This is a genomic window from Cedecea sp. AS113, assembly GCF_037152415.1.
Taxonomy (GTDB): Bacteria; Pseudomonadota; Gammaproteobacteria; order Enterobacterales; family Enterobacteriaceae; genus Cedecea.
On record NZ_JBBCMI010000007.1, the window covers coordinates 127441 to 141220 of the forward strand.

A 13780-nucleotide genomic window follows, 5' to 3' on the forward strand; every position below is an offset into this window, starting at 1 on the left:
AATAATGATGAAAAAGACCGCTTTTAAATTGGCTGGCGTTGCGCTGTCACTGTCTCTGGCTTTCGCGGCACAGGCCGCAGATGCGCTGCGCGTCGCGGCAGATCCGGTCCCGCATGCGGAAATCCTCGCCTTTGTGCAAAAACTCGACCCTAATCTCAAGCTGAAGGTCGTCGAACTGAGCAACGGCGTTAACGCCAACGAACTGCTGGCGAACGGCGACGTCGATGCCAACTACTTCCAGCATGTGCCTTATCTACGTGACCAGGAGAAAGCGCTCGGCAAGAAATTTGTCGTTGCCGCCACGGTACATATCGAACCGCTGGGCATCTACTCACACAAATACAAAGACCTGAAATCCATCCCGGAAGGCACAACCATCGCGGTACCGAACAACGTCACCAACCTCAGTCGTGCCCTTTACCTGCTCCAGGACAAAGGCCTGATCACCCTCAAACCGGAATTTAAGGACGCCGCCACCAACCAGGCAACGCCCAAAGACATTGCCAGCAACCCGAAGAAGCTGAAAATCCTGGAAGTTGAATCCCCGCAGATTCCCCGTTCGCTGGATGACGTAGGCCTGGGCGTGATCAACGGCAACTATGCGCTGGAAGCCGGACTCAGCCCGGCCAAAGACTCCCTTGGCCTGGAAAGCGCCACCCATAACCCTTACGCCAACATTCTGGTCACCAACCCGAATCTGGAAAACGACCCACGCATCAAACAGCTGGCGAAAGATCTTGAATCCCCTCAGGTGGCCGAGTTCATTCGCAAGCAGTACAACGGCTCGGTGATCCCGGTAGAGACTAAGTCATGATCGCTCTTGAGCGGCTGAGCAAAGTGTACGCCGGAGAAGGCCGACCGGCGCTGGATGACATTAACCTTGTGGTCCCGGATGGCGCTATTTACGGCATTCTGGGCCGCAGCGGCGCCGGGAAAAGTACGCTTATTCGCTGTCTCAATCTGCTGGAGCGGCCCACCTCGGGCCGCATTATCATGAATGACCGGGACATCACCACTTTTAACCAGCGCGAGCTGCGCCAGCACCGCCAGCGCACCGGCATGGTGTTCCAGCATTTCAACCTGATTCACGCCCGCAGCGTGGAGGACAACGTTGCCGTGCCGCTGGAAATCTCCGGCACACCGCGTGAGGCTCGCCAAAAGCGCGTTGCCGAGCTGCTGAATCTTGTGGGCCTGAGCGACAAAGCCAAAGCCTTTCCGTCCCAGCTTTCCGGCGGGCAAAAACAGCGCGTTGGCATTGCCCGGGCGCTGGCCGCCCACCCGGAAATCCTGCTCTGCGATGAGGCCACCAGCGCGCTGGATCCTGACACGACCGCGTCAATTCTGGCCCTGCTGGCGGACATCAACCGCCAGCTTGGGCTGACGATCGTACTGATCACCCATCAACTGGAAGTCGTCAAAGCCATCTGCGATCACGCGGCGCTGCTGGAGCACGGCCAATTAATCGAAAGCGGCCCGCTGTCTGAACGATTAGTCGACCCGTTCTCCAGGTTACGCACTTCTCTGCTGCACGACGCAGAGGCCGAACGCGAGTTCTTACGCCGCCACGGCGTGGAAGGGAGAGTCTTATGCGAAGTAGCATGAGTTGGGAAGATCTTTGGCCGCTCCTGCTGGACGGCACCCTCGACACGCTTTACATGGTGGGCCTGGCCGGGCTGTTTACCGTACTGATTGGGCTGCCGCTCGGCGTCCTGCTGTTCCTGACTCGCCGGGATGCGGTATTGCCCGCGCCTCGCCTGAATCAGGTTCTCGGCAGCATCATTAACGTGGGGCGCTCGTTGCCGTTTATTGTCCTGCTTATCGCGCTGATCCCGCTGACCCGCATTATCGTCGGCACCACGCTCGGCAGCACTGCCGCTGTGGTGCCCATCACCATCGGCGCCTTCCCCTTCTTCGCCCGCGTGGTCGAAAGCGCGCTGGATGAGGTAGACAAAGGCCGGATTGAAGCCATTCTGTCGATGGGCGGCAACGCCTGGCATGTGGTGAGTAAAGTGCTGCTGCCCGAGGCGCTCCCTGCCATTCTGGCGGGCATCACGCTGACAATAGTGATGCTGATCGGCTTCTCTTCAATGGCCGGTGTTATCGGCGGCGGCGGTCTGGGCGACCTGGCGATTCGCTACGGCTACCAGCGCTTTAACAACCAGGTCATGGTCGGAACCGTCATCATCCTGATTGTAATGGTGCATCTGGTGCAAAGCCTCGGCGACCATTTAGTTCGCCGCCTGGCCCATCGCCGCTGATCCGCCCTGATGAACGCCCGATGCTCTGCATCGGGCCTCCCTCTAATTTCCCGCTTTCGCTGATGATCCAATCTGGATCACAAAACCACATTGTTAACGTTAACTATTGCGATTAACATCACATTTATGAATCTTACGCTCTTCTCCCACTCAAAAGTTAACGTTAACAATACAGTCATTCAAGCATTCAGAGACTGCACACATGGCACTGACCAAACGCAATAAACACTACTATCTGATCCTGAGCGGGCTGCTGTTTACCTTTTTCTGGACCTGGTCATCGGCGTTTTCACTGATCGCCCTCTGGCTGAACCAGAAAATCGGCCTGAAAGGAGCGGAAACCGGGCTGATCTTCTCCATCATCGCCTTTACCGCCCTGTGTGCCCAGCCGCTGTACGGCTTTGTTCAGGACAAACTGGGGCTTCGTAAATCGCTGCTGTGGGTGATAGGCGTCCTGCTTCTGATAAGCGGCCCCTGGTTTATCTTCGTCTGCACGCCCTTGCTCCAGATAAATATTGTCGCAGGTGCTATCAGCGTCGGGCTTTATGTCGGGGCAACCTTCTTCGCCGGGATTGGTGCGCTGGAGTCCTATACCGAGCGCGTCAGCCGCATCGTTGGCTTTGAATACGGCAAGTCACGCATGTGGGGCTCTTTAGGCTGGGCTGGCGCTACATTTTTTGCCGGGCTGCTCTTTAATCTCGATCCACAGCTGAATTTTTGGATGGGTAGCGCCTCTGCCTGCCTGTTTCTGCTGTTGCTGTGGCGCATGCGCGATATGCAACCTAACGCCCTCAGCGAACTGGAATACGGCAAAGCCAGCGCCCTTACGCTGACCTATGCCTTCGGGCTGCTGAAGCTCTCTCGCTTCTGGGCGCTGGTCCTTTTCGTTTGCGGCGTCAGCGTCTACAACGTATACGATCAGCAGTTCCCGGTGTACTTCGCCTCGCTGTTTAACGACGTGCAGCGCGGCAACGAAATGTTTGGTTTTCTCAACTCTTTTCAGGTCTTTCTGGAAGCGGGCGGAATGTTTCTCGCCCCAATGCTGGTTAACCGCATCGGGGCCAAACGCGGATTGCTGCTCAGCGGCCTGATCATGGCGATGCGTATTTTTGGCTCCGGGATGGCAAGCGATCCGCTGACCATCTCCTGCATGAAGCTATTGCACGCCGTTGAGCTTCCTATCCTGCTTATTTCAATGTTTAAGTACATCACCACGCAGTTCGATCAGCGACTCTCCGCCACGCTGTATCTGGTGGGCTTCCAGTTTATAACGTCAATCTGTGCCACCGTACTTTCTCCACTGGTGGGGCGCGGCTACGACCAGCTAGGCTTCGCAGACACCTACATGATTCTGGCCGGACTGGTTCTGGCACTCACGCTGATATCCGCTTTTCTGCTCAAAGACTCAACCCCCGGGAACGAACATCCTTCTTTAAATCTGACCACCAGGTAATGCTATGAATACCCCACTGAACAAGGCGCAATCCGCCTTAGAAACTCTGCAAACAGCGCGCGGCAACGCCTTTTATCCGCTCTATCATCTGGCCCCACCCGCGGGCTGGATGAACGATCCTAACGGCCTGATTTATCACAATGGGCTTTACCACGCCTTCTATCAGCACCACCCGTTCGATCAAAACTGGGGGCCAATGCATTGGGGGCATGCCACCAGCCGGGATATGGTTCGCTGGGAACATCAGCCCATTGCGCTGGCGCCGGGGGACGAATGGGATCGCGATGGCTGCTTCTCCGGCAGCGCGGTGGACGATAACGGCGTGCTCTCGCTGATTTACACCGGGCATATCTGGCTGGAAGGTGCGGGCAATGACAGCGCTATACGCCAGGTGCAATGCCTCGCCACCAGCGAAGACGGGGTTCACTTTAAGAAACAAGGCGTCATTCTCACCCCACCGCCCGGCATCATGCATTTCCGCGATCCGAAGGTATGGCAACAGGAGGGCACCTGGTGGATGGTCATTGGTGCCCGGGACGAGCACGATCGAGGCAAAGTATTACTTTATCGAGGCAATTCACTTCGTGAGTGGCAGTTAGATCGCATTCTCGCAGAAGCCAACGCGGATATGGGTTATATGTGGGAATGCCCGGATTTCTTTCCGCTCGGAAACAGCCAGATCCTGATGTTTTCCCCGCAGGGCATCAAGGCTAAAGGCCTGGCTTATCAGAACCTGTTCCAGAGCGGCTATTTACGTGGGCGATGGCAACCGGGGAAAGGCTTCACCGTTTATCAGCCGTTTGAAGAGATGGATCACGGCCACGATTTTTACGCCCCGCAGTCCTTTGTCGCCGAAGATGGCCGCCGCATCGTGCTGGGATGGATGGACATGTGGGAATCTCCCATGCCTTCTAAACGCGAAGGCTGGGCGGGTTGCCTTACCGTGCCGCGCGAGCTGTGCGTGATGCCAAACGGCAAACTCTACCAAAATCCGGTTCACGAACTGGCAACGCTCCGCATCGGGGAGCAATTAGTGCTACCCTGCGTGCTGGACACGCAAGAGCTGATGCTGCACCCGAATGCAGAAGCCGTGGAGTTAGAGATAGCCTGGGAAGCCGGGCAAAGCACGGCTGAACGCTACGGTATTCGCCTTGGACAGGGTTGTGAGCTGTTTGTCGATGCGTTGACGCAGCGTCTGGTGCTGTCACGCGGCTATCAGGACGCGCAGTTGGACGGCGATCGCAGTGTGCCGTTATCGGAAAACGGCGACCTGCATCTGCGGATTTTTATCGATCGCTCTTCCATCGAAGTCTTTGTTAACCAGGGCGAATATTGTCTCAGCAGCCGCCTCTACCCGCAGCCTGGGGAACGTCAGCTGGAACTGTTTGCCAGCCACGGGAAAGCCTTATGCCGGGGCGGCACGCTGTGGCAATTGAACGCGCTATAGAGAAACGCGCTTGACCAGCGGGCAAGGCAGCCGCTGGATGCCGCTGCGGGTCAACCCGTCAATTAAATGCAATGCCGCCTGGCGACCAATCGCGTCATGCGGCAACTGAACCGTCGTCAGCGGCGGAAGGAACAAATCACCGATCCCTATCTGATTATCGAATCCAAGCACAGCCACCTGCTCAGGAATTGCCACGCCCTGCGCCAACAGCGTCTGCCAGGCCACAAAAGCGATGCGGTCATTACCGCACACCAGCACATCGAAATCCGCTTTTCCCTGCTGGCAATGTGCCAGAACAAGCCCAGCCAATTCAGGATAATGGCTATCGCCCCACTGCATGTGATACTGCATCACAGTCTCAACGTCGAGCCCGGCTTCGCGCCAGGCCTGCTCAAATCCATCCTGACGAGAACGGCTGGCAAGCGCTTCTTCGGGCAGCCACAGGCAAAGCGGACGGCGGTATCCCCGCTCAATCAGATGGCGAGTGGCCTGGTACTGCCCGTTAAAATCATCCGGAATGTAACTCGGTAAATCAGCATCATCACTAATACAGTTGGCCAGCACCACCCGGTGGTTTTTTAGTACCGCAGGGAGCTCAACGTGCCGCAGCCCCATCGAGGTAAAAATGATGCCGTCCGGCCGCTGGGCCAGGAGTTGATTCACTGCCCGCTCGGCGTCGTCAGCAGAAAGAATATTAATGAGAAAACTGTTCCAGCCTCGCTCACGTGCAGTCTGCTCAATGGCCAACAGTATTTCTACAGAATAGGGCGTGGTGGCGGTGTCCAGTGCCAGAATACCGATTGTCGATGCTTTAACGCCTTTGCTTCGAATCTTCCTGGCGGAATAGTCCGGCACATAATTCAGCTCATCAATGGCCCGCTGTACCCGCTCCCGGGTCGCCGGGCTAACGTGTTCAGCCTGATTAATGACCCTGGAAACGGTCATCAGCGACACGCCCGCCAGGGTTGCAACATCTTTCAGAGAAGCCATATCCAATCATTCAGCACGAGAGAAAAACCGATAGTAGCGGTTTTTACACGCTTTTTCTCGACGAGAATGCGTTTGTCTCTTTCTCACGCACCAGCACGGTGGTCAGCGCGAAAGAAAGTCCCAGCGCCAGCGCCAGCGCCAGCGCCACGCCCAGCAGGGCAAAGATAAAGTACGGCCCAATATAAGCGGGCAGACTAAAAATGCTCGACAGAATATAGCCGTACAGCCGCACGCCGAAGAACGCGATGAAGGCCGACGCAATCGAACTGGCAACCGTGGCGGCAATAAACGCTTTCTTGTAGCGGGTTAACACGCCAAACAGCGCCGGTTCGGTAATCCCCAGCAGCGCGGAGATCCCGGCAGAGAGCACCACCGAACGATCCGCCTTCGACTTGCTCTGCCGCCAGATGGCAAACGTCGCCCCGGCGATAGCCATGTTGGCCATAAACATCATAGGCATCAGCATGTCATAGCCGCGATCGGTAAAGTTCTGCAGCGCAATCGGCGTCATGGCGTGGTGCATTCCGGTCAGAATCGCTATCGGGCGAATTGCGCCCACCACCAGCCCGGCGAAGCTCGCGGAAATCCCGAACAGCCCTTCAATAAACCAGGCCAGCCCTTTCCCCAGATAAATCCCCAGCGGGCCGATCACCACCAGCGCCACCAGCGCGGAGATGAATAACGTCAGTGTCGGGGTGAACACCGTTTTCAGCACGTCAGGCATGATGCTGTCCACCCAGCGGTGGATGTAGCTCAGCGCCAGCACCGAGAAAATAACCGGGATCACGCTGGAGGCGTAGTTAAACACCGAAACCGGGATCGCATTCAGAAAATAGAAAGCATCCACCGCGCCCGCCTGATGCGCGGCCAGCGCTTTCGCCGCCTCAATCAGCGACGGATACATGAAGCAGGCCGCCACCGCCGCCGCGAGGTATTCGTTAGTTTTAAACATTCTTGCCGCGGAGATCGCGAGGAAAAACGGCAGGAAATAAAACACGCCGCTGGCGATGAGATCGATAACGATCACCGTATCGCTTTTGGCCGAAATCAGCTTGAGCGCCACCAGCCCGGCCAGCAGGCCTTTGATCATCCCCGCCCCGGCTATTGCCGGGACAATCGGGCCAAAAACGCCGGAAACCGTGTCCATAAACAGCGACACCAGACTCTTACGCTCTTTCTTGCCAGTAGAAGCGGCAGGTGCCTCTTTTGCGCCGCCAAGCAGCGCAGTCAGTTGCTCATACCAGCTGTTCACCTGTGGGCCGATGATTATCTGAAACTGATCGCTTTGTGTCTGTGCGCCCAGCACGCCGGGCAGCTTTTTGATCTCCGCCTGGTTCACTTTATTATCATCAATTAAATCGAAACGCAGACGCGTCATGCAGTGCCAGACTTTATTAATATTATCCGTCCCGCCGACCAGACGAATAATAGAAGCAATGACGTCACGACTCCCCATGAATAACTCCCCGGTGTTGGTTTATTGTTATGTGTTGCTGCGCCGATGGTAGAGAATAGAAAAATCAAAAACAAACCAATGAAACATGACAATCGTCACAAATAGCCAAAACAAAAGAACAAGAACAGCAATTGGTACGGTTTTATGGCCTTTAAAAGTGAAATAACTGACCAATAAAAAAGAGTCAAAAAAGCGTTTACCCGAAGAGAAAAATAGGGTGATAGTAATAGCAGAATTTAATTCACTGTGTTTATCTCAGCCTGACGGTGGAGCTTTCTCGTGCTACCCACAATTATCGAAAATATTGAATGTTTTATTACTAAACCGGACCGGCACAACCTGGTCACGGTCCGCGTCACCACTCACAAAGGCGTCACCGGCCTCGGCTGCGCCACCTTCCAGCAGCGGCCGCTGGCGGTAAAAACCCTGGTCGATGAATACCTCAAGCCGCTGTTAATTGGCCGCGACGCCAACCACATTGAAGACCTGTGGCAGATGATGACCGTCAACGCCTACTGGCGAAACGGCCCGGTCATGAACAACGCCATCGCCGGCGTGGATATGGCGCTGTGGGACATCAAAGGCCAGCTGGCGAATATGCCGCTTTACCAGCTTTTGGGCGGCAAATCGAAGGATGCCATCGCCGTTTACAGCCACGCCGCCAGTGAAACGCTTGCAGGGCTTTATCAGGAAGTGGATAAGCTGCTGGCGCAAGGATACCGCTACATCCGCTGCCAGCTGGGGTTCTATGGCGGCACGCCTCAGAGTATGCACCAGACCAAAGATCCCACGCCCGGCGCGTATTACGACCAGGACGAATACATGGCTAACACGGTGGAAATGTTCCGCGCATTGCGTGAGAAATACGGCCACCGCTTCCATATCCTGCACGACGTTCACGAGCGGTTATTCCCCCAGCAGGCCATTCAACTGGCGAAAGCGCTGGAGCCTTACCAGCCGTGGTTTATCGAAGATATTCTGCCGCCGCAGCAAAGCGCGTGGCTGGAACAGGTGCGCCAGCACTCCTCCGTGCCGCTGGCGATGGGCGAACTGTTCAACAACCCGGCGGAATGGCATGACCTGATCGTGAACCGCCGCATCGATTTTATTCGCTGCCACGTTTCGCAGATCGGCGGGATCACCCCGGCGCTAAAACTGGCGGTGCTCTGCCAGGCCTTTGGCGTGCGCCTCGCCTGGCACGGGCCACCGGACATGACGCCGATTGCGGTTGCGGTGAATACGCACCTGAACATTCACCTGCATAACGCGGCGATTCAGGAGTTTATTCCCGTCAAAGAGAACACCGCCGCCGTCTTCCCCGGCTCCCCGGCTGCGGAAAAAGGCTATATGTATCCTCTGGAAAAATCGGGCATTGGCGTGGGGTTTGACCAGCAGCAGGCTGAACGCTTCCCGGTGGAATATCGCCCGCACGAATGGACGCAAAGCCGTCTGCCCAACGGCGCGATCCACACGCCTTAAGACGTTTTACGGCGGGCGAGATTAGCGTGGTTGAAGGGGATAACGTAGGTGCAGGAATAGTTGATATCGACGATATCGCTGATCTCAAACACCCGTCCCCCATCCAGAATGCCGCGATTACTGATTTGCATCGCGGGCTGGCCCTTCTTGCATTCGAGCAGCTGGGCCTGTTCTTTATTGACCGCAACGGCCTGGTAGCGGGTCAGTAAATGCGAAATACGAAACCCCTTGCTCAGGACATATTGCTGCAAAGAGCTTTCTATCGCCTTCTGGTTGAGGTCGGGGAAATCTTTAGCCGGCAGGCGCGACGTTTCAATCTGTACTTTCTGGCCATCCACCAGGCGCAGGCGGCAAAACTGCCAGATAAACTCCCCGGCGCCAAGGCCAAAAACCTGCTGTTCGTCGCGGTCGGGCAGCTTTTTATGCAGGCTAATCAGCCGAAACGTAATGCGGTCGAAAGACTTTTCGGTAATCGAGTTATACACCAGCGGACTGCTTCGGGCCTGCTCGTTAATCCAGATCCCGGACCCTTGAATAATGGAAACCACGCCAATGCTGACCAGTTTTTCCAGCGCCTGTCGAATGGTAAAGCGTGAAACCCCATATTCTTCGGCCAGCTGCCGCTCAGGCGGCAATTTGCGCGGGCCAGATTCGCTGTGCTGATAAATTTTGCTCAGTAAATCCTGGGTCACAAAGTCTTTCTTTTTCATCGCGGGCTCCTAACCTTTGCGCTGAAACATAACATTCCTGTGCCCGGTGAACTATGCTGGCAGGTAAATTATCCCTGACATTTACCCCTTACGCCGGAACCCACTTATGACAAGCCAAAAAAGGGTCACCCTCGTCAATGGCGTACTGATCGTGGCAGTGCTGCTGCCCATCTTGCTTAGCATTTATCTGGCCCATAACAAAGCCGAGAAAAACTTCCATAACGAGCTTGAAAATTACGCCGATCGTGGGATGGTCCGCAGCGACAAAGTTATTAGCCAGGCCAACATGGCGCTCAGGCAAATCAACGCTTTTCGCGGCCAGCACTGCTCTGCCAGCCATCTGGATGCCATGCGCCGCGTCGCTTTTGATTATCTCTACATCCAGGAAGTCGTCTATCTCGTCGGCGACCGGGCCGTATGCTCTTCCCTTGAAGCAGCACACCATGGCATTAAGCTTGGCCCACCCGATACGCAAAGCACACGGGGCTTCTTCGCCTGGTACACTGACGTCACCGATCTGGGTTTTCAGCGCCCAATGATATACATCGGTAACCAGGATCATGTGGTGGTTATCGATCCGCAGGCCTTCATTGACGTCATTCCTCTTGGCAATACGCCGGTCAACGTTGCCCTGGTTGGCCTGGCGCGTAATCGACTGATTGCCAGTAACGCCGGGTTGCCCAACAACAGCTGGGAAAGCCAGGTAGCAAAGGGCGTGACAACTTACTCCGACGGGAAAAACGACTATGTCATTCTCCGCTCTCCGGCGTCCGGGTTGGCCCTGATAACCTGGGCGTCCAGTGCCCCGCTGCAAACGGCCTGGTATAAGCAACTGGTCATCTGGCTGCCAATAGGTATTCTCGTTAGCCTTAGCGCAGGCTGGTTCATCACTCGCCTGCTGCGCCGTCTTGAATCCCCGCAGGCGCGTATTCAGGACGCCATCAGAGGCCGGGAATTTAGCCTCGAATATCAGCCCATCGTTGATTTAAAAACCGGTGAAGGCGTAGGTGCAGAAGCGCTGCTTCGCTGGCGCTTACCGGACGGGAGTTTCATCAGCCCGGACATCTTCATTCCCATTGCCGAGCAGACCGGGCTTATTTCGCAGATCACCGAGCTGGTGATTAAAAAGACTTTCGCCGATCTCGGTGACTGGCTGCACGCCCACCCTCGGCACCATATTTCAATCAATCTCTCCCCGAGCGACGTGCTTAACGACAGGGTGCTGCTGGCCATCAGGCCGCTGCTGCTGAAGTATCAGGTCAAAGCGGAACAAATAGCGCTGGAGATTACCGAGCGAGGCTTTGCCAACCCTAAGGTGAGCGCCCCGATTGTGGCGAAATGCCGCGAAGCGGGTCATCCTATCTATCTGGATGACTTTGGCACCGGCTATTCCAGCCTCAGCTACCTGCAGGATCTCGACGTTGATATCCTGAAAATAGACAAATCGTTCGTTGACGCGCTGGAGTACAAAAACGTCACGCCGTACATCATTGAAATGGCGAAAACGCTTCATCTGGCAACGCTCGCCGAAGGGATTGAAACGGCTGCGCAGGCGGCGTGGCTGCGGGAACACGGCGTCGCCTGGGGGCAGGGCTGGCTTTACAGCAAAGCCCTGCCGAAACAGGCTTTTATCGACTGGATTGCCCGCAACCGCATTGTGAACTGATCACTTCCGCAACAGCTGCTGGAGGCGCTGCTGCTGGCGTTTCTCCAGCCAGCCCTTCAGCAGGAACAGGCGCAGGCCGCCCATCACCAGCAGCGCGCCCCAAATCAGCGTTGCCCACTGGAACCAATAGTGGCCCGGCGAAGTCAGCCAGTTAATAACGGCCAGGCCGGTACACACAATCGCCCACACCAGCACGGAACGGTAGAAGCGATACTCGCGAGCCACGCGGCGCTTAGCTTCAAGAATGCGCGTATTGAGCGCATCCTCAGGTTCACCGTCCGGCTCATTGTCGTCGTACAAATCCGTCACCTTGAGATCGAACGCCGCCGCAATCGCGCTCATGGTTTCCAGGCTTGCCTGCCCGCCATTTTCAATACGCTGAATAGTTCTGACGCTCAGGGAAGAGAGTTCGGCCAGCTGCTCCTGGGACCAGGCGCGGGACAAACGCAACGCTTTAATGTTGTTACTCATGGCTGGAGATCCTCAAATGATTTAACCCGCCCTGACTATGGCTCAGCCCGTGCCACTTCAACACGACAGCGACACGACATCAACCCGACAGCAACCTGACAGCCCTAATGCGCCGCTTTTCGCCGGGCAAAAGCAAAGCAGATAATCGGCAGAGGCAAAGTGAACAGCAGCAGCAGCCATACTAAAGTATAAACCGCATCCACGCCGTCGTTTTGCAGATTGGTATACAGCTTGACGGGGATCCCCTGAGGGAAATAGGCAAAAATCATCACGATGCCAAATTCACCGATGGCCCGAACCCAGGCCACGGCAAGCGCCGACGCAAGTCCCGGCGCGGACATTGGCAAAGCAAGGCGCAGGAAGCGCTGCCAGGGCGAGGCCCCGAGCGTGCGCCCGGCTTCAAGGATCTCTTTCGGCACCGCGGCAAACGCGGAACGGGCGGCGGTAATAAAGTAAGGCAGCGCGCCGTAAACCTGAGCCAGCACGAAAGCCCCGGGGTTATTCACCAGCGTCAGCCCGAAGCGGGACAGCCACTCCCCCGCCAGGCTATACGGCCCCCAGGCGGAAATCAGCAAAATCCCCATCGCCAGCGGCGGCGTAAGCAGGGGAAGCAGCACCAGTACCTCAACCAGCAGTCGACGCCGGCCTTTGGCCCAGGCCAGCCACCATGCCACCGGCAGCCCCAGCGCGACAACAATCATCAGCGCCAGGCCGCCCAGCCCAAGGGAAACGGCAATCGCGCTACCGTCTCCCCAGGCCAAATGAAACCCGTGCCACGGCGTGACGCCCAGCAAAGTCGCAAACGGAATCGCCAGCAGAAGCAGTGCCGGGAGCGACAGCCACATTGCCGGGCTACGCATCATTGCGCGTAAATCGCCTGGCCTTTAGGTGCCGCATAGCCATTCGCTTTAAACAGCTTCTGGCCTTCGGCGCTGCGCATAAAGTCGATAAACTTCTGCCCCTGCGGCACGCCGTTCGGGGCGTTTTTCAGCACGGCAGCGTAATAGACCAGCGGCTGGGTATGCAGCACCTGATCTTTGCCGGCGCTGTCCTTGATGGTGAAGCTCACGGTGTCGTACCACTGTTTGGCTTCATCAGGGTTGCTGAGGTTGATCTCATCCGGCAGCGCGATGTACGGCAGTTTGGCGGAAATCACTTCGCTTTCGTACCCGGCGGCGGCGTCAACCTGCCCGCTCTCCAGCCGCGTCAGCAGGCCACCTTCCAGGCTGACCTGGGCAGGGTTTTGTACTTCCCCCATCACCTGCTTCGCCACGCCCGGCTGCTGGTAATATTTTTCCGCCAGCAGCAGCGTAAAGACAATATTCTGCCCTTTAGGATCGTTATACGGATCGGTACGGCCAAACTTCAGCCCCGGCGTCGCCAGCACTTTCAGCCAGCTGGCGTCTTTTCCGTTCGCGGCGGCAAACTGCGGCGCGTATTTTCCTTTCGGGCTATAGGCGATAACCATGCTGGTGCTGGCCACCGGCACGGCGTCGTCAATCAGCCCGGCATCTTTCAGGATTTGCATAGGGCCAGGGGTGATGGAGACAAACACATCGGCGGTAATTTTCTTGCTGGCGAGCAGCCGCGCCATTCCGTAAGCGCCTTGCCCCTGCCCCTGGTAATCACCGTGGTTTTCTTTCGCGAAGGCCGGACCGAGGGACTGGTCCATGACCTTGCCCATCGAACCTGCATAGGTGACGCGAATATCGGCAGAAGCCAGCGCCGAAGCGCTGAAAAGAAGTGAGCAAAGCGCCAGGGCGCCCGCGCTGCGTGCTGAAGTCAAAGCCATAGCATCCTCGTTATATATAAAAATACACAGCGATTATCCGCGCCGCTTCGCCGCTAAA

At 56.5% G+C, this 13780-nt stretch carries 13 protein-coding genes; 7 read left to right on the plus strand and 6 right to left on the minus strand.

Annotation, left to right across the window (positions count from 1 at the left end):
• Positions 1-7: 7 nt before the first annotated feature.
• From WFN87_RS10630 to WFN87_RS10650, 5 genes are all read left to right on the plus strand, one after another.
• Positions 8-814: a MetQ/NlpA family ABC transporter substrate-binding protein gene (locus tag WFN87_RS10630; protein WP_008460325.1), complete on the plus strand. Its 807-nt coding sequence runs from the start codon at positions 8-10 to the stop codon at positions 812-814.
• Positions 811-1602 (plus strand): methionine ABC transporter ATP-binding protein, encoded by a 792-nt coding sequence (locus WFN87_RS10635; protein ID WP_008460326.1) that lies wholly within the window; start codon positions 811-813, stop codon positions 1600-1602. Before WFN87_RS10630 ends, WFN87_RS10635 begins: the two co-directional genes overlap by 4 nt.
• The gene (locus WFN87_RS10640; protein ID WP_166864839.1) at positions 1599-2258 is read left to right on the plus strand and encodes a methionine ABC transporter permease; all 660 of its coding nucleotides are present in this window, start codon (positions 1599-1601) and stop codon (positions 2256-2258) included. The genes WFN87_RS10635 and WFN87_RS10640 overlap by 4 nt, the downstream gene beginning before the upstream one ends.
• A gap of 202 nt (positions 2259-2460) precedes the next feature.
• Complete coding sequence (locus tag WFN87_RS10645) at positions 2461-3711, plus strand: oligosaccharide MFS transporter (RefSeq protein WP_336982012.1); 1251 nt, start codon at positions 2461-2463, stop codon at positions 3709-3711.
• 4 nt (positions 3712-3715) lie between these two features.
• Positions 3716-5158, plus strand: a complete 1443-nt coding sequence (locus WFN87_RS10650) for a glycoside hydrolase family 32 protein (RefSeq protein WP_336982010.1) — start codon at positions 3716-3718, stop codon at positions 5156-5158.
• On the opposite strand, the gene WFN87_RS10655 is transcribed toward WFN87_RS10650, so the two are convergent.
• Both WFN87_RS10655 and WFN87_RS10660 read right to left on the minus strand, forming a co-directional pair.
• Positions 5153-6148 (minus strand): LacI family DNA-binding transcriptional regulator, encoded by a 996-nt coding sequence (locus WFN87_RS10655; protein ID WP_008460330.1) that lies wholly within the window; start codon positions 6146-6148, stop codon positions 5153-5155. The two genes, WFN87_RS10650 and WFN87_RS10655, sit on opposite strands and share 6 nt — an antisense overlap.
• A 43-nt stretch (positions 6149-6191) precedes the next feature.
• Positions 6192-7604: a PTS transporter subunit EIIC gene (locus WFN87_RS10660; RefSeq protein ID WP_336982006.1), complete on the minus strand. Its 1413-nt coding sequence runs from the start codon at positions 7602-7604 to the stop codon at positions 6192-6194.
• A 279-nt stretch (positions 7605-7883) separates the two neighbouring features.
• Between WFN87_RS10660 and WFN87_RS10665 the strand changes: the two genes are divergently transcribed.
• Entirely contained in the window at positions 7884-9083 is a 1200-nt protein-coding gene (locus WFN87_RS10665) for an enolase C-terminal domain-like protein (RefSeq protein ID WP_008460333.1), read from the plus strand.
• Here the strand turns inward: WFN87_RS10665 and WFN87_RS10670 are convergent.
• The gene (locus WFN87_RS10670) at positions 9080-9793 is read right to left on the minus strand and encodes a GntR family transcriptional regulator (protein WP_336982004.1); all 714 of its coding nucleotides are present in this window, start codon (positions 9791-9793) and stop codon (positions 9080-9082) included. The genes WFN87_RS10665 and WFN87_RS10670 overlap by 4 nt on opposite strands.
• A 106-nt stretch (positions 9794-9899) precedes the next feature.
• On the opposite strand from WFN87_RS10670, the gene WFN87_RS10675 reads away from it, so the two are divergent.
• On the plus strand, positions 9900-11459 hold the full coding sequence (locus WFN87_RS10675; protein WP_336982003.1) for an EAL domain-containing protein: 1560 nt from the start codon (positions 9900-9902) through the stop codon (positions 11457-11459).
• On the opposite strand, the gene WFN87_RS10680 is transcribed toward WFN87_RS10675, so the two are convergent.
• The 3 genes from WFN87_RS10680 to WFN87_RS10690 form a co-directional block, all read right to left on the minus strand.
• Positions 11460-11930 carry a 2TM domain-containing protein gene (locus WFN87_RS10680; protein ID WP_008460336.1) on the minus strand — a complete coding sequence of 157 codons (471 nt, stop codon included), beginning with the start codon at positions 11928-11930 and terminating at the stop codon, positions 11460-11462. It abuts the gene before it with no gap.
• A 104-nt stretch (positions 11931-12034) separates the two neighbouring features.
• Entirely contained in the window at positions 12035-12793 is a 759-nt protein-coding gene (locus WFN87_RS10685) for a molybdate ABC transporter permease subunit (RefSeq protein WP_336982001.1), read from the minus strand.
• Complete coding sequence (locus WFN87_RS10690; RefSeq protein WP_008460339.1) at positions 12790-13722, minus strand: extracellular solute-binding protein; 933 nt, start codon at positions 13720-13722, stop codon at positions 12790-12792. The genes WFN87_RS10685 and WFN87_RS10690 overlap by 4 nt, the downstream gene beginning before the upstream one ends.
• Positions 13723-13780: the final 58 nt, after the last annotated feature.